The 16,316-nt window shown below is 66.9% G+C and carries 14 protein-coding genes; 3 read left to right on the forward strand and 11 right to left on the reverse strand.

The annotated features are described in order from the left end of the window. The first annotated feature begins 22 nt into the window (after positions 1-22). Positions 23-1,801 carry a PglL family O-oligosaccharyltransferase gene (locus OEJ37_RS05385; protein WP_174419835.1) on the forward strand — a complete coding sequence of 593 codons (1,779 nt, stop codon included), beginning with the start codon at positions 23-25 and terminating at the stop codon, positions 1,799-1,801. A gap of 454 nt (positions 1,802-2,255) precedes the next feature. After that, positions 2,256-2,606 (forward strand): TonB family protein, encoded by a 351-nt coding sequence (locus OEJ37_RS05390; protein WP_175919159.1) that lies wholly within the window; start codon positions 2,256-2,258, stop codon positions 2,604-2,606. 100 nt (positions 2,607-2,706) lie between these two features. Here the strand turns inward: OEJ37_RS05390 and OEJ37_RS05395 are convergent, their stop codons facing one another. The 6 genes from OEJ37_RS05395 to moaC form a co-directional block, all read right to left on the reverse strand. After that, entirely contained in the window at positions 2,707-3,915 is a 1,209-nt protein-coding gene (locus OEJ37_RS05395) for a hypothetical protein (protein ID WP_263343425.1), read from the reverse strand. A gap of 34 nt (positions 3,916-3,949) precedes the next feature. Next, the gene (locus OEJ37_RS05400; protein ID WP_254624633.1) at positions 3,950-5,209 is read right to left on the reverse strand and encodes a WD40/YVTN/BNR-like repeat-containing protein; all 1,260 of its coding nucleotides are present in this window, start codon (positions 5,207-5,209) and stop codon (positions 3,950-3,952) included. A gap of 191 nt (positions 5,210-5,400) precedes the next feature. Continuing rightward, entirely contained in the window at positions 5,401-6,552 is a 1,152-nt protein-coding gene (locus OEJ37_RS05405; RefSeq protein ID WP_174419838.1) for a WD40/YVTN/BNR-like repeat-containing protein, read from the reverse strand. A gap of 79 nt (positions 6,553-6,631) precedes the next feature. Then, positions 6,632-7,498, reverse strand: coding sequence for a hypothetical protein (locus tag OEJ37_RS05410; protein WP_263343426.1), 867 nt, complete (start codon positions 7,496-7,498; stop codon positions 6,632-6,634). Then, positions 7,491-10,178, reverse strand: a complete 2,688-nt coding sequence (locus OEJ37_RS05415) for a type VI secretion system Vgr family protein (RefSeq protein ID WP_263343427.1) — start codon at positions 10,176-10,178, stop codon at positions 7,491-7,493. Before OEJ37_RS05415 ends, OEJ37_RS05410 begins: the two co-directional genes overlap by 8 nt. 115 nt (positions 10,179-10,293) lie before the next feature. Beyond that, positions 10,294-10,782, reverse strand: coding sequence for a cyclic pyranopterin monophosphate synthase MoaC (moaC, locus tag OEJ37_RS05420; protein ID WP_263343428.1), 489 nt, complete (start codon positions 10,780-10,782; stop codon positions 10,294-10,296). A 178-nt stretch (positions 10,783-10,960) separates the two neighbouring features. Here moaC and OEJ37_RS05425 point away from each other — a divergent pair, with 178 nt between their 5' ends. Continuing rightward, positions 10,961-12,655, forward strand: a complete 1,695-nt coding sequence (locus OEJ37_RS05425) for a M48 family metalloprotease (protein WP_263343429.1) — start codon at positions 10,961-10,963, stop codon at positions 12,653-12,655. 39 nt (positions 12,656-12,694) lie between these two features. Here the strand turns inward: OEJ37_RS05425 and OEJ37_RS05430 are convergent, their stop codons facing one another. The 5 genes from OEJ37_RS05430 to OEJ37_RS05450 form a co-directional block, all read right to left on the reverse strand. Then, on the reverse strand, positions 12,695-13,282 hold the full coding sequence (locus OEJ37_RS05430; protein WP_175919165.1) for a DUF2946 family protein: 588 nt from the start codon (positions 13,280-13,282) through the stop codon (positions 12,695-12,697). Continuing rightward, entirely contained in the window at positions 13,275-14,312 is a 1,038-nt protein-coding gene (locus OEJ37_RS05435) for a hydrolase (protein ID WP_152863119.1), read from the reverse strand. Before OEJ37_RS05435 ends, OEJ37_RS05430 begins: the two co-directional genes overlap by 8 nt. 34 nt (positions 14,313-14,346) lie before the next feature. Continuing rightward, on the reverse strand, positions 14,347-14,793 hold the full coding sequence (locus OEJ37_RS05440; protein ID WP_152863121.1) for a nuclear transport factor 2 family protein: 447 nt from the start codon (positions 14,791-14,793) through the stop codon (positions 14,347-14,349). 115 nt (positions 14,794-14,908) lie between these two features. Beyond that, positions 14,909-15,946 carry a lipopolysaccharide heptosyltransferase II gene (gene waaF / locus OEJ37_RS05445; RefSeq protein ID WP_072442744.1) on the reverse strand — a complete coding sequence of 346 codons (1,038 nt, stop codon included), beginning with the start codon at positions 15,944-15,946 and terminating at the stop codon, positions 14,909-14,911. Between the two features lie 139 nt (positions 15,947-16,085). Further along, positions 16,086-16,280, reverse strand: a complete 195-nt coding sequence (locus OEJ37_RS05450) for a zinc-finger domain-containing protein (protein WP_006749970.1) — start codon at positions 16,278-16,280, stop codon at positions 16,086-16,088. Between the last annotated feature and the right edge of the window lie 36 nt (positions 16,281-16,316).

Here is a 16,316-nt window from a genome sequence, read left to right on the forward strand (position 1 = left end):
GTTGCTGACATCCGGTTCGCTCATGCCCTCTACTTTTTCCCGTTCGTTGTCGCTCGTTGCGCTGGCTGTCGCCCTGATCGTGCCGTACGCGATCACGAATCACACGTATCCGATCCCGACCTTCTATTCCGAGTTTTCCGCGCTGGTGCTGTATCTGCTGGTGGGGCTGTCGGTCGTCCTGCTCACGCGGACGAGCCGTGCGGCCGAGCCGTTCGCCGCGCCGGCCGCGTTCGTCGTGCCGCTCGGGTTCGCCGCGGTGCTGATCGCGCAGGTCGCGCTGATGTCGCTCAAGGTGCCGTCGATGAACTGGCTGGCGCTCGGTTATCTCGCCGCCGCGCTGGTCGCGATGCAGGCCGGCTACGCGCTCGCGCGCGACGGGTTGGCCGAGGTCGTCTCGCGCATGATGGCCGGTGCGCTGCTCGTCGGCGGCGTATTCGCGGTCGGAACGCAGATCGTGCAGTTGTTTCACCTCGAGTCGGCCGTCTCGCCGTTCGTCGTGATGTACAACGTCGCGGTCGATCGCCGCCCGTACGGCAACATGGCGCAGGCGAACCACCTGGCCACCTACATCGCGTTCGCGCTCGCGGGCGCGCTGTATCTCGTGCAGACGCGCCGGCTCGCGGTATGGGCGTGGTTCGTGCTGTCGATCGTGCTGTCGGTCGGTCTCGCGCTGACGGTGTCGCGCGGGCCGTGGCTGCAGGTCGCGGTGATGGTCGTCGCGGGCTTCTGGATGGCGTGGCTCGAATCGCGCCGCGCGCCGGGCAATACGCGTGCATGGCTGATGCCGGCCGTGCTCGCGATTGCGTTCATCGCGGTGAACGTCGCGGTGCGCTGGGCCAACGTGCACTATCACCTGAATCTCGCGGAGTCGGCGGCCGACCGGATGCGCGACGCGGGGCAGATCGCGCCGCGCCTCGCACTTTGGAAGTACGGGCTCGCGATGTTCCGCGAGCATCCGCTGCTCGGCGTCGGCTGGGGCGAATTCCCGTCGCACCAGTTTGCGCTCGTGCGCACGATGGGTGGCGTCGAGATCGCGAACAACTCGCACGACATCTTCATCGACCTGCTCGCGAAGTCCGGTCTCGCCGGCCTTGGCGTGCTCGTCGTCACGCTCGTGATGTGGTTCGTGCGTGCGCTGCGCGCGCCGCAGTCGAGCACGCGCGTGTTCGGCTTCGCGCTGATCGGCATCCTGCTGATGCATGCGCTGGTCGAGTATCCGCAGCAGTACATGTTCTTCCTGTTGCCGGCGATGTTCGTGATCGGGCTGCTCGACGTGAAGCCGCTGCGCATCCTGCCGGGCCGCGCGGCGTTCGGGCTGTTCGCGGTGCTGTCGTTCGGCGGCGTGCTGGCGGCGGTGCCCGTGCTGCGCGACTACCAGCGCGCGGAAGTGCTGTATTACGGCAGCGACCCGGCCGCGCAGTATCGCGATGCGCCGTCGCTGCTGTTCGGCGCGTGGGGCGATTACGGTGCGGCGACGCTGCTGACGATTTCGCCGGAAGACTTGCCGGCCAAGCTCGCCGCCCATGAACGCGCGATCGCGCTGTTGCCGGGCGAGACGGTGCTGCGCCGCTATGCGGCGCTGCAGGCGCTGGCGGGCCGCGAAGCCGACGCGCTCGATACCGTCGCGCGCCTGCACGTGTTTGCGAAGGAGCTGAAGGACTGGCCGCAGCAACTGGCCCTGCTGTACAAACTGTGCGACCAGCAGCCGGCGCTGAAGACGTTCAAGGCGGCCGTTGTCGCGAAGTACGGGGAAGTGCCGGCCGATGCGGCCGACGACTCGGACGACGACGACTCGGATTGAAACGCGCAGCGGCCGCCGGAACGGGGAATTCCGGCGTTTGCCGCGCAGCGATGCACGATAGGGTTAGCCGTCGGGCAGATCGGCCCTGCGTGAATCGCGTGAATTCGGCCAGGTAACGATTACCTCACGAATGGCGCGGATTCCGGCCAAAGGCGCGTCGATTCGCGTCAACCATTGTCAAATCGCCGCCACTGGCCGGGTGGCGCGTGCACAATGCGCGCAAGCGCTCGTATGCCGGCCCGCGTCGGGCACGGGGGCGGCGCGAACAGGCAACACCCCGGCTATCCGGGAAGCCCTTCGGGCAGGATCGCGGCCGAGCATCGATCGGCCGTGCGGCCGTAACGGGGCGCCGGTCCGATGGCCGCGGCGCAGTGCGACGCACGTGATGCGGAGGCAAGGTCTTCCGGTGCGCGGCGCGTTCGTCCAGAACAGTGCTGAAGAACGATATTCGACCATGGCTATTCGCTCGACCTACCTGATCCTGCCCGCCGTCGCGATGCTGTTTTCCGGCTGCGCGATGCTGTCGTCGTCGCAGGAAAGCAAGCTGACCTGCCATATTCCGCGCGCCGTCTATCCGGACACCGCGAAGCCGCTCGCGCGTCCGGCCACCGTGCTCGTGCGCGCGCTGATGACGACGTCCGGCGAAGCGCAGAACGTCACCGTGACGACGAGCAGCCGCAATGCGGCCGCCGATCGTGCGGCCGTCGAAGCGATGACGCACGCGACTTGCGCGCAGACGGGCGCGACGGCGAATCCGTTCCTGCTGACCCAGCCGTTCGTGTTCGAGCCGCGACGCGGCGAGTGATGTCGGACGGCGCGGGCTGCGCGCCGCTTTCCGTCCGGTTTTGCCGCTATCCTCCGGCCGCACCGTTGCGCGCGGCCGTTGCGCCGCGCGTGCCCGATGTTCAGTGCTGCGGCATCAGGTTCGCGCCGCGGCAGGCCGGTTCGGCCGAATTGCGCAGCCCGAGCATCGTGAATCCGTTGCGCTCCTGGCGAATCAGCGCATAGCGCCGCGCGACCGTTTCCCCGCTCTTGCCCGTCAGATCCAGTTCGACCTGAAAGCGCTCCTTGCTGTCCGAGCAGCCGCGCACGGGGCCGTACGCGAAGCCGGTATCGGGCGCCTTGCTTGCCGCGTTGAACGCCTGCCGGGCTTTCAGCGCGGCCGCTGCGGCGGCGGGCTCGCTCCATTCGCGCGCAAGCGCATCGTCCACTTTCAGCCATTCGTCGGCGAAATCGCGGCCGTTGAGCGCCGCGGGCTGCACGCGTTGCACGGTGTCGCCGTCGACGCGGTAGCTGAAGATGCCCGGCCGCGTCATGACTTCGCTGTCGAGCGAGCCGACCGTCGTGCGCAGCTCGAAGCCGTCGGGGCGCACCTTGAACCGGATCGCGTCGTCGTCGATCACGTAGCCGTGTTCGGTATGGAACAGCGTGCGTTGCGCGGTCGAGCCGTTTGCCGGTGCGACCACGTCCGCGCCGAACCGGCTCCAGCGAGACGAGCACCACGGCGTGCCGTGGACGACCGCGACCTGCCCGCCGGGCAGCGCCGAGAACCAGAAGCCGCCGCCGTAGGCGCCGCCGATGTCCTTGTAATCGTCGGCCTGCCAGCGAAGCACGCGCCGCCAGCCGCCGTTTTCCCATGCGTACGCGGTGAGCAGGTTGTCGTCGCCGCACGCGATGTCGAAGCCGGCGCGCACGAAGAGAAGCGGGCGGGACGTGCCGCCGCGTTCGACGTCGACGTCCGGATTGCGGCCGAATGCCGATTCGCCGTTTTTCGGTGCTGCCGACTGGGTCGACTGGGCCGGCACGCCCAGTGCGGCCGCGAGCGTCCGTTTCAGTGCAGCCGGTTCGACGTGTTCGTCGCTGCATGCGAGCCGTGCGTCGATCGCGCCGACGAGCGCCTGCTTGTATGCGCGCAGCGCGTCGCGCAGCGGCGGCGAGACATCGACGTTGCCACCACCGTCGCCTTGTGGATTGCGGACCTGCTGCACGCGGTGCTGCGCATCGATTGCCGCGCGCGCGGCGGTGTCGGCGGCGGGGCAGGTGCCGGCGGCGAACGCGGTTGCCGGTGCGGCGGCAATCCACAGCGAGAGCGCGGCGCAATGCAGCGTTTTCATCTTCGAATGGTTTCTCAGGTTGTAGCGAGGGGATTCAGTCTTTTGAAGCAGGGGTATTTCGCATCGGGAACGACAGCTTCTTCAGTCTCGCACCGAGCAGCGAATAGAGCGTGTTCGTATCCGGATCGAAGTACTTGCTGCGATAGATCGTCTCGTCGTCAGTCTGTTTCCAGGTCTTGCCAGCATCAGTGCTACTGAACATCTGGGCGACCGGTGGATCATCGATCGCCTGCTTGGGATCGATCGCGTACACGAGCAGCAGGCCGTCGCGGCCCACGTCGAGGCCGCCCAGAATGAGCTTCTTGTCGAACGTCGCCACTTGCCGGACATGCTCGGGTTGCGCGTTCGTCCATGTGGAAAGTACGCCGGTCCGGTGTCCGCGATCCCGTGTAGCGTCGATGTGGCTCTCATTGTCGAGGCGGGACAGCACGTAAAGCGCGTAGCTCCCCGCCGTGGCAGGTGTCGACTCGAGCCGGACGACTGTCTGGTTCGGCAGGACGGCATCCGGAACGAACGCCTGCTGATCCGGGGCGAGCCGATATATGACGCTGCGGGCAGGGGCCGTTGCCGATCGATCGACATGGTAAGCCACTCGCAGTACGCCGTCCGGCCCCAGGCTCACACCTTTGAACTGGCGCCGAGTTTCGCCGGGGACAACCGCACCCGGCGGTGGCGCGATCTGCTTCCAGGATTCGCCGCCGTCGGATGTGCGTCGGACGGTAGGGCCCCAGCCGATCGCGTAGCCGTGCTGCGCATCGATGAAAAGGAATTGATCGATATCTTCGTGCTCGGGCCATTCGAGCCGTGACCAATGGTGGCCGCCGTCGAGCGATTTCCAGACTTGGGTTTGATGCGGGACGAGATCGTCTGCAGTACGCGCAGACGTGTAGCTCATCCAGCTGGCACTGATCAAGTGAATGTTCCCGTCGCGCGAATGCCACCATGCGGTTTTCTGGCCGGGCGCCTGAAAGTAGCGCTGCAGCCCGTGATCGATCGTGCCGCGGAAGAAATTCGCGGTTCGTCGATTCAGCGTTTCTCCCGCATTGTTCATCCACGCTTCGATGGGTTCGGCGACCATCGGTCTTTTCCACTCGCTGGCAGGCTTCAGCGTAATCACGGGATCGGAGACCGTGAGCGACATGATCGTGCTGCCGTCAAGGTAGAAATCCCCACCGCCCACCGGCGGGTCCGGCCACGTGACTTCCGACGAAACGGTTTCCCATCGAGGGCCCGTGCTTTCGTACAGAAAGGCTAGCGCGGCGCTGCCGAGCGCGATGGCAGCCAGTCGCTTCAATTTGGATCGATTTCGCATGGGGGCCGACGGAAGTCGAAGGACGAATTCGGGTTGGCGCTTGACTGGCCTCGCGCGCGACGGTTTTGCCTGATCACTGAACCGCGCCGTTATGTTTGCTCGTGCGACGGGTCATGTCGCGGGCTTCGTCGACTTCTGCGGACGCAGCCCGCGCCAAGCACGTCGGGCGGCAATCAGAATTGCCGCTTCCTCAGCGTGTAGGCAAACACCGAGTAGAGCGTATTCGATTCCGGGTCAAAGTAGCCGCCCTGCGAAGCCTTGTCGGTGGTCTGCTGCCACGTTTTACCGTCGTCGGTGCTGCTGATGGTCAGGTCGATGGGCGAGCCACCGTCGTTGGCGGTGTTGGGATCGGTAGCGTGGACTAGCACGACGCCGTTGCGCCCCGCGCTCAGTCCGTTGAGCGTCAAGTGGCCTTCGAATGTGTGCAACTCCCGGATGTGATCGGGGTGCTCGCTGGTCCAGGCTGAAATGACACCTGCACCGTGGCTGCCGCCGGATTCACCACTCGCGCGCGACAGCGCATACAGGGTGTAATCTCGAGCGGGGGCCGGCGGTGATTCGAGGCCGACGACGACTTGTCCGGGCAGCACCGCTTCCTGGGTGAAGTCCTGCTGATCCCAGTCGAGCCGACTGACGATGCCGGCCGGTTGCGGATGCTCGACGTCGGTGCTCAGATAGGCGACGCGCAATGTGCCGTCCGGGCCGAGGTTGGTACCGTCGAAAGTTCTACGCGACTTCCCCTGGACGATTGCGCCTGGAGGCTCCTTGATTTCCTGCCACGATTGGCCACCGTCTGCCGTTCGCCAGACGCGTGGCCCCCAGCCGATCGCGTAGCCACGTTGAGCATCGATGAACAGTAACCGGCTGATGTTATGGTCCGCCGGCCACTGGAGCTGGGACCAGTGCCGGCCGCCATCGCTCGATTTCCAGAGCTTGGTGGTCTGAGGGGCCGCGCCGTCGTCGGGGCGAGGCGCCTTGTAATCCATCCAGCCGGTACTGACGTACAAGACGCGCCAGTCGGGCGAGTACCACCATGCCGCGGTCTGGCCCGGTTGTTGGAAGTGACGCGCGACGCTGCCGCCCAGGGTGCCGCGCAGGAAACTGACGGTGGACCGGTTCAGGCGCTCGTTCGAGTCGTCCATCCACGGTTCGGCGAACTCCGCGACGTCAGGGTTCTTCTGCTCGCTTTCCGGTTTGAACGTGAGTTCCGGTCTCGCAACCTTCAACGACATGAAGTCGTTGCGCTGCACGCGAAATGCGCCTGCGCCGTACGGCTTGTCGTTGCGCATGAATTCGGTCGATACCGTTTCCCACCCTGAAGTCATTTCCGTATATCCGTAAATAGCGATCGGCAGAACAAGAACGCATCCCGCGATCAAAAGCCATCGTTTGCCTTTTCGCATGTCACTTCACCAGCAGTCTTCCGAGCGCCTTGCCGACCGGATCGTCGACATCCCATTCCTCGGCCTTTTTCCGGAGAACGGGGATGCCCGAATCGAAAGCCTGCCCCCACGTCTTTCCTTCGCCCCATTCCTGGATGTTCGGACGCATCCCGATCTTGACGAGATCCGTGACCGGCAAGTCCGCCAATCCTCCGTCAAGATAGGCCATCGGGTGCGTCTTGAACGCGAACTCCTTGAATTTTTCGTTGTTCATTTCCAGTTCGAATTGCGGCCAGGTCATATCGACCCCGCCGTTCCCCGGTGTCGGGCTGGCCATCTGGATCGTATTGCCCATCATGTTCTGGTTCAGTCCGTCTTCCATGTTGGCCTGGAGCAGCTTCCGCGCCTTGTTCAACCACGCTTTCCCCTGGGCGGACAGTCGCGGGAGAAGGTTGGCGCCGTAGTCGGAGCAATAGTAGTAGCCGTAGCTGATGTAGTAATCGGGCGGTTTATGTCCGCATCCGATATGACGCATCATGAAGTTTCCATGCCGCGACCAGTCGGAATCCGAACTGCCAGGCTCGATCAGTTGCTCGCGCCGATGCAGGAGGCGGTGCGCTACATCGGAGTCGGTCCATGGATCCCACGAGAGGGCGAAGCCCTTGATGGTCGACCAAATGCTCGACATGCTGACCTTTTCAACCGTTTCCAGATAGGCGCCGTGAAGCGGTCGATAGTAGAACGGACAGGTGCCGACGATCCATTTCGGCGCCGGCGTTACATGCTTGTCGCAGATATTGATCTCGACCTTCGGCCGATCCTTGTACGCCGTCGGCGTCAGCATCCCCGAGCCGGTGCCGAGCACCTTTTCCTGTTGTCCGTCAGCCATTCGATTTCCCTAGAAACTTGACGACGACGTCATGCGGCACATGGCTCTGTGTGAGCCCAGTCTCTCCCGCCGCGTTGGTGACGCCTTCCGAGAGCAGCTTGCCGTTCGAGAACATCTGGTACCGCGTGTTCGCGACCGGAATGTCGGTGCCGGCCCAGTGCGCGATGAACGCCTGATCGTAGTTGCCGGTCGAGTTCGGCAGCGTCGGCATGGTTTGCGACAGGTGCGTCGGGCCGCTGAACGCATGCTGCGCACCCTTGATGTCGATCTTGCCGGGCGCGTGCACTTCGATGTTGCCGTCCGCGATGCGGATGTAGGCGCCGCCGGACGTCAGCAGGATTTCCTTCGCCGCGGCGCCTTCGATCGACTCGGTGACCGCCATCAGCTTCAGCGCCTTCTGCGCGGTCAGCTCGATGTTGTCCGCGTGCGCCTGGACTTCGACCTTGCCCTTGCCCGCGAACAGTTTCATCCCCGCGTTCTGCGCGAACAGGCTGATCCGGTCGAGGACGCTCGCGATCAGCGACTTTCCGGCGGCGACGTGCGTGCTTTGCCCGCTGACGAGGTTGATGTGCCGGTCCGCGGCAAGCTGCGTGGACTGCTGCGTGGACATCCCGATGCCGGCCGGGCTGCCGAACAGCATCACGGGCTCCTTGAACGCATTGGCGCTGCCGGTTCCGCCGCCGGCGGTTCGGCCGCCCGATGCACTGCCGCTCACGCTGTTTTGCGTCGCGTCGGTGAACTGCTTCAGCGCCGCGTGGCCGGGGTCGAGCGACTCGCCTTGATGTTGTGCGCTGACATCCGACATCGCCTCCATCAGGCCTTCCGCGCGAACGAGTTGCTGTTGCGTCTCCTCGACGTCGAGCGGTTGGCTTGCCGGCCGTTTCGGATGCGTCGTGACGTACAGGCCGCGGTTCGCGCGCACGGCGCCGTATGCGTCGGACCGCAGGTCGAAGCCGCTGCCGAGATAGCTGCCGCGGTTGTTGCCGGTGTGGTCGATCAGGTAGCCGAGATGCAGGTGTGCGTGGGTCTGGCTGCTGTACAGGTGCACGCGGTTCTGCGAGGTCGCGTCGTCGAGCACCAGCTGGTTGTAGCCGGCGCCCGCGTATTCCTTGGACCGGTATCCGGACAGGATCCCGTTGGTGTGCCACTGCGGGCTCGTCGCGCCGTTGTACAGCTTGCCGACGATGATCGGGCGATCGCAGTCGCCGCCGAGGAAATCGACCAGCACCTCCTCGCCGCTGCGGTGCGGGTGGACGGCGCCGTAGCCGTTGCCCGAATCCGACGTCGCGGCACGCAGCCAGCACGATGCTTTCTCGTCGCCGTCGTTGAGGCGGTCCCAATGGAAGCGGACCTTGACCCGGTTGAGTTCGTCGGTATGGACTTCCTCGCCTTGCGGTGCGACGACGATCGCCGATTGCAGGTGCATCGGCGGTTTCGCGTGTTCGAGCGGGCTGCGGAACGGCACGGTCGTGCGCTGCGCTTCGATGCTGATCCGGAAAAAGCCCTCGCTGCCGTCAGGATGGCGAACGCGCGACGAGTCGGCGCCACCGGCCTGCACGATGCTGCCGATCTCGGCCTGCAGGCTGTGCGGGAAGGCGGCCTGCCCGTCGCCGACGGGCAGGTTGTTGACGATGATCCATGCGGTCTCGATCACGGCGAATTCGCGCTGGCCGGCATCGTCCTTGTCGTGTTCGGGGTGATCCGCGAACTCGAACGTGCGTCCCGCGTCCATGCGCCGCACGCCGCCGACGCCGTGAAAGCGCTTCGCATGAGACTCCTGCTCCTCCATCCAGATCTTCGACAGATGGTCGCCGCGAGACTGCTCAGGATACGTGTAGGCGCCCGTGTATTCGTAGACTTCGAGCTGCTGCGGCAGGTCGCCCTGGTTCGCGATCGTCGGCGTATGGGTCGCTTTCGGATTCGACGCGGTGGGCGGCTGCTTGTAGTCGAACGTGCGCGTGGTGCGCTCGACGCTTCGCAGCGTACGCGTACCGGAGAACTGGACGAGCGTGTCGGCTTCGTCGCCCGTGCCTGCGTGATGAAAGCGCACGGTTCGCGGCGACAGCGCGGGCAATGCGTCGATGCGGTCGACGATGACGAGCCGATGCGACTTGCCGTCCTTGTCCTGTTCCCAGAAGCCGTACAGACCTTCCGATTCCATCAGGCGATGCACGAAATTCCAGTCGTCTTCGTATTGCATGCAGAACGAGCGGGACGGCAGCGGCTGGTAGAGCTTGAAGGTGAAGCGCCCCTTGGCCTGCGGATGCTGGTTCAGCACGTCGGCGATGATGTCGTCCGCGGACCGGTCCTGCCAGATGCGCTGATCGCGGCGGAACTTCAGGAAGTGCAGGAACGACGCAAACACGATCTGATAGTGCGTGACGCCGCTGTCCGATCCGAGCCGGCGGGCGGCATGCACGAAGCCGTGGTGAGGCGCGTACGACCGGTCGGCCTGCTGGACCCACAGCGTCACCGGCTGCGCGATCAGTTTCTTGAGTTCGAGGCTGTCGGACACCGAGACGGTATCGACGGTGAACTCGAAATGGCGCCCGAGCCGCGATCGTCCCTTGACGCGATGCGGCAGCAGGACGTCGGGGCCGAGCGGCGTATCCAGTTTGACAAGCCGCTCGTGCTGAACCGGTCCGGCCAGCAATGCGCTTCTTAACGCTTGCAAATTCATCACCAGTGCTCGCTCTTTTTTTTGTGCGGGTTCGCACGCTCTCCCGTGCGGAATCCGGTAATTGTATGAGAAAACCGGTTCTATCTCGAATTTGCAGGCGGGCGGCGCCCTGGCTTCAACTCGCCGCGTCTTCCGCCTTCCAGTCCCCCGACTTCCCGCCGCGCTTTTCCCGCACGCTCACGTCGGTGATCACCATCCCGCGATCGACGGCCTTGCACATGTCGTAGACGGTCAGCAGCCCGACCTGCACGGCGGTCAGCGCTTCCATCTCGACGCCGGTCCGGCCGAACGTCTCGACCTGCACGCCGCAGTGCACGCCCGGCAGCGCATCGTCGAGTTCGAAGTCGACGGCCACGCGCGTCAGCGCGAGCGGGTGGCACAGCGGAATGAGGTCGGCCGTGCGCTTCGCGCCCTGGATGGCCGCGATGCGCGCGACGCCGAGCACGTCGCCTTTTTTCGCCTTGCCGTCGCGGATCAGCGCGAACGTGGCCGGCAGCATCCGGATCGTGCCGCGCGCGATTGCGATGCGTCGGGTTTCCTGCTTGCCGCCGACGTCGACCATGTGCGCATGGCCGGCGGCATCGAAATGGGTGAGTCCTGACATGTCTTGCTCCGTCTCAACGGGCGCTTATCATAGCAGCGGCGTTCGCGTCGCCGGGGGCGCAGATGATGCACGCGCGGTACGAGACAGTCGCGGCGGCGCCGGTACAATGAACCGAATATTCAGACCAAACGCCGCGATGCGCGCCCGGCGCGCGGGACGGCGTCGTTTTCATCCTGCCATGCGTGTCAAACAGTTGCTTGCCGTGTCGCTGTCGGCGGCGCTCGCGTTGCCGCCGAGCGGCCATGCGCAGAGCGCGTCCGCGCCACCGCTCGAGCCGGCGGCCGGCGGCTCCTCGTCGATTTCCACTGTGCCGTCCGGCATCGCGACCGGCGTGTTCGGCACGTACGGCGGCGCCGAGAGCCGGTTTTCGGGCGCGGGCGGCGCGTCGGGACCGGCCGCGAGCCTGCGCGCACCGCTGCGCGCGCTCGAGCTGCCCGACCTCGGCGACGGCTCCGGCGGTTCGCTGACGCCGCGGGCCGAGCGTCGGCTCGGCGAACGCGTGATGCGCGAAGTGCGGCGCGATCCCGATTATCTCGACGACTGGCTCGTGCGCGACTACCTGAACGCAATGGCGGCGCGCCTCGCGGCCGCGGCGGCCGCGCGCTACATCGGCGGCTACACGCCGGACTTCGACCTGTTCCCGGTGCGCGATCCGCAGATCAACGCATTCTCGATGCCGGGCGGCTTCATCGGGATCAACAGCGGGCTCGTGGTCACGACGCAGACGGAATCGGAGCTCGCGTCGGTGGCCGGCCACGAGATGGGCCACGTGCTGCAGCGGCACATCGCGCGGATGATCGGCGCGAGCGAGAAGACCGGCTACACGGCGCTCGCGACGATGCTGCTCGGCGTGCTGGCCGGCGTGCTCGCGAGAAGCGGCGATCTCGGCAGTGCGATCGCGGTGGGCGGGCAGGCATACGCGGTGGACAACCAACTGCGCTTCTCGCGTTCGGCCGAGCGCGAGGCCGATCGCGTCGGCTTCCAGCTGCTCGCGGGCGCGGGCTACGACCCGTACGGGATGCCGGGCTTCTTCGAGCGGCTCGACCGCGCGTCGATGGGCGATGCCGGCGTGCCGGCCTATGCGCGCACGCACCCGCTGACCGGCGAGCGGATCGCCGACATGGAGGATCGCGCGCGCCGTGCGCCGTACCGGCAGCCGCGCCAGTCGGCCGAGTACGGATTCGTGCGCGCGCGGCTGCGCGTCCTGCAGAACCGCGCGCCGACCGACATAGCGGACGAGGCGCACCGGATGCAGCTCGAGATCGACGATCGCACGGCGCCGAACGTCGCGGCGAACTGGTACGGCATCGCGCTCGCGAACACGCTGCTCGGCCAGTACGACGCAGCGGACAAGGCGCTCGCTGCGGCGCGCGGCGCATTCGATGCGCGCGAGCGGCACGAGGGCGACCCGGCGACCAGTTCGCCGAGCCTCGACGTGCTGGCCGCCGACATCGCGCGGCGTGCGGGCCGGACCGACGACGCGGTGCGGCTCGCGGCGCTCGCGCAGCGGCGCTGGCCGGCGTCGCACGCGGCGATCGTCGCGCACCTGCAGGCGCTGATCGGCGCGCGCCGCTTCGCGCAAGCGCAGGCGCTCGCACGCGCGCAGGCGCAGGCCGATCCCGAGCAGCCGGACTGGTGGGACTACCTCGCGAAGGCGAGCGACGGCAAGGGCGACGTGCTCGCGCGGCGCCGCGCGCTCGCGGAGAAACTCGCACTCGACGGCGCATGGCCGTCGGCGATCCGTCAGTTGAAGGAAGCGCGCGATGCGAAGGACGTGTCGTTCTACGAGCAGTCGATCATCGGCGCGCGGCTGCTGGAATTCGAGGCGCGCTACAAGGAAGAGCGCGACGACGAGAAGAACGGCCGCGGGTAGCGGCCGGCGCACGGCGAACGCGGGAACGGCGGGTGCGGGTCAGTTGCCGCTGTCGGCCGCGTCGCGTGCCTGTCGTGCCGGGCTTGCGACGTAGCCGAACCGCGCGGGCACGTCCGCGCAGACGATGTTGCCGAGCGGCAGCGCGCGGCCGTCACGCCAGCGCAGCACGGGCGGCGCGGCGTCGAAATCCGCGTGATCGGCGAACAGCCCGAGATCGTGGTCGTGCAGCGCCGCGATGCGCGGCGGCGCGCCCGCATCGCGAAACAGCACGCCGCCCCCATCGTCGAGCCATGCTTCGTCCGGTTCGAACGGTGCGCCCGTCTGGTCGGTGAGCGTGAGCTGTCCGTCGCGCTCGGCGAGCCGCACGACCCACGGCGTATACGCGAGCTCGACGTACACGCGTTGCGGCCCGTTCTGGAAGAACCACTGGCCCCGCGCGTCGCATTCGTAGTTGCGGCCGATGAACGCGTTCAGCGCCGCATGCCGGATCGGCGAGCCGAGCTCGCCGGCCGCCTGCGCCGCGTCGTCGCGCAGCCGCCATTCGCCGCGCCGGTCGAGCAGCAGCCAGCCGGTGCAGTGCGGCACGTTCGGCCATTTGGCGAGCGCCTGCCTGACGATGTCATCCATGGTCGACGAATTTCGAGCAATAACCGAACACCCGCGCCGACAGCCAGTCGAGGCGGCCGGGGAACGGCCCGGTCATGAACCCCGCGTGCCCGCCGTCCGCGGGCTGGTCGAGCTCGACGGCCGGCGATACGTCGGCCGGGCCCGGCAGTGCCGATTCGGGCAGGAACGGGTCGTTGCGGGCGTTGAGGATCAACGTGGGCACGTCGATCGCGGGCAGCAGCGGCCGGGTCGTCGCCTTCGTCCAGTAGTCGTCGGCGTCCGCGAAACCGTGCAGCGGCGCGGTCACGACCTCGTCGAAGTCGCGCATCGTCACGGCTTGCAGCATCGCGTCGCGGTCGAACAGCCCCGGGTACTGGTCGAGCTTCGCGAGCGCCTTGCGCTTGAGCGTCTTCAGGAAGCTGCGCGTATAGACCATCGCGAACCCTTGCGACAGCGCGCGGCCGCCCGCATGCACGTCGATCGGCGTCGAGATCGCGGCGGCCGCCCGCAGGATCGACGTGTCGCTGCGATGCTCGCCGAGCCAGCGCAGCAGCACGTTGCCGCCGAGCGACACGCCGGCCGCGACCAGCGGCCCGCGATGCTGCGCGGCGAGCCGGCGCAGGATCCAGTCGACCTCGGCGCTATCGGCGAGATGGTAGAAGCGCGGCTGGCGGTTGATCTCGCCGCTGCAACTGCGAAAGTGCGGCACGACGGCATGCCAGCCCTTCGCGCGCGCGGCAGCCATCATCTCGAGCGCGTAGTGCGAGCCGGAACTGCCTTCGAGGCCGTGGAACAGCACGAACAGCGGCGCATCGGGCGGCGGCGCCGCACTGTCGAGATGGGCGACCCAGTCGAGATCGATGAAGTCGTGATCAGGGGTTTCCCATCGCTCTCGTCGGTATGCGACGGCCGGTCGTCGCGCGAACAGCGCGGGCACGATGGTTTGCGCATGGCTGTTCGGCAGCCAGCGTGGTGCGCGATAGCGCAGTGTGTCGTCGTCCGGGGCCGGAGCCCCGGCGAGCGGCGAGGTGGGCGGAGAAGCCGTACTCATGATCGCCCCGCGTATGCGTTGCTTCGTCTTTTCGTCAGTGCAGCGGGCCCTGCCCATGACGGATCTTCGCGGCGAACTGCCCGGCCGCTTGTTCGGGAATCGGGCTCGCGTGGATGTGCGCGATGCGCCACTCGCCGCGTTCGTGAATCATCACGTACGTGGCGAAAACCATGTCCGGGTCGGCCGTCAGGTCGGCCTGCTGATGCGCTTCGGCGATCGTGTAGACGACCGTGCCGAGACTGTCGTAAACGCGGATGTCGAGCGGTTCGATCGTCACCGGGCGCGTCGCGAGCCGGTTGGCGAGCCCGCTGCGGATCTGGTCGAGGCCATGCAGATGCTCGCCGTCCGCCCACACGCAGCTGGCGAAATCCTCGTCGATCCACAACGCCAGCAGCGCGTCGAGATTGGCATCGGCGACGGCCTGGTAGTAGGCGTTCAGCGTATCGGCAGCGGCTTCGAAGAGGCGGGCAAAACGTGGCATCGGGGTTGTCTCTCGCGCGCGTCGCGCGCCGTATTCAGCACGGCGGCCCGGATGGGGCCGCCGCACACCGGTGAATCGGATTGCCCGGCGCGTCGTGCGACGCTGCCGGCCAGGGTCAGCGCTGCCCGACGAGCATGCCGCGCAAATCGCCGAATACCTGCTCGGGACCGAGTTCGCGCAGGCACTTCAGGTGGCCGAGCGGGCACTCGCGTTCGAAGCAGGGACTGCATTCGAGATGCAGCCATTGTACCTTCGCCAGGTCCGACAGCGGAGGGGTGTGGCGCGGATCGGTCGATCCGTACAGCGCGACGAGCGGCCGGCGCAGCGCGGCGGCGACGTGCATCAGCCCCGAATCGTTGGTGACGACCGCGTTCGCGCGCGCGATCAGCGCGCACGCCTCGGACAGCGACGTCTGCCCGCACAGGTTGCGCACGTTCGGCGCGTGGTCGGCGATCGCCTGCGCGGCCGCGGCGTCCTTCTGCGAGCCGAGCGCGACGATCTGCGTGTACGGGAACGACTGGTGCACGATCGTCGCGAGCGACGCGAAGTGCTCGGGCGGCCAGCGCTTGGCCGGGCCGTATTCGGCGCCCGGGCAGAACACGACGAGCGGCTTGCGCGTATCGAGATTGAAACGCGCGGAAACCCGCGCCGTCTCGTTCAGGTCGGCGTCGAGGCGCGGCGCGGGCAGCGTCTTCATCGATTCGGGCAGCTTCGCGCCCGGCGCGTACGCGAGCGCCGCGTAGTGGGTCGTCATCGGCGGCCGCTCGCCCGACTTGTCGGGGTTCGCGTGTCGCACGTTCAACAGCCCGTAGCGGTGCTCGCCCGTGTAGCCGATCCGCAGCGGGATGTTCGCGAGCCACGGGATCACCGCGGACTTCAGCGAATTCGGCAGCACGTACGCCGCGTCGTAACCGACGTCGCGCAGGTCGCTCGCGAGCTGCCAGCGGCGCAGCAACTGCAGCTTGCCGTGCGCGAGATCGGTCGCGTAGACATCGTGGATCTCGGGCATCCGCTCGAGCACGGGCGCGACCCACGAGGGCGCGACGGCATCGATCGCGATGCGGGGATGGAGTTTCTTCAGCAGCGCAAAAAGCGGCTGCGCCATCAATGCGTCACCGATCCAGTTCGGTGCGATAACCAGCGCTCGACGCATCAGGTGGACTTCCGATGTCGTAATGAAGCACGGCGCGCGGGCGCCGCGTTCGGGTTGCCAGAATGGGGAAGGGCGGCGCGCCGGGCATCCGGCTGCGCCGCCTCGCGAGCGGCGGGCCCGCGGGCCCGTCCGCCCGGGCTCAGTGGCCCTTGACGACCTCGCCGTCGCGCAGCTTGTAGCGCGTGCCGCAGTACGGGCAGCGCGCCTCGCCGTGCGAGACGTCGATGAACACGCGCGGGTGCGCGCTCCAGCGCGCCATGGCCGGGTTCGGGCAGTAGGCGGGAAGATCCTTGGCCGTCAGCTCGACCAGCGGCATTTCCTTGATTTCACTCATGGGACTTTCTCTTATCACTCTTTTGTGGGGCGGTCG

The sequence above is a fragment of the Burkholderia sp. BKH01 genome, assembly GCF_025685725.1.
Lineage (GTDB): Bacteria > Pseudomonadota > Gammaproteobacteria > Burkholderiales > Burkholderiaceae > Burkholderia > Burkholderia pyrrocinia_C.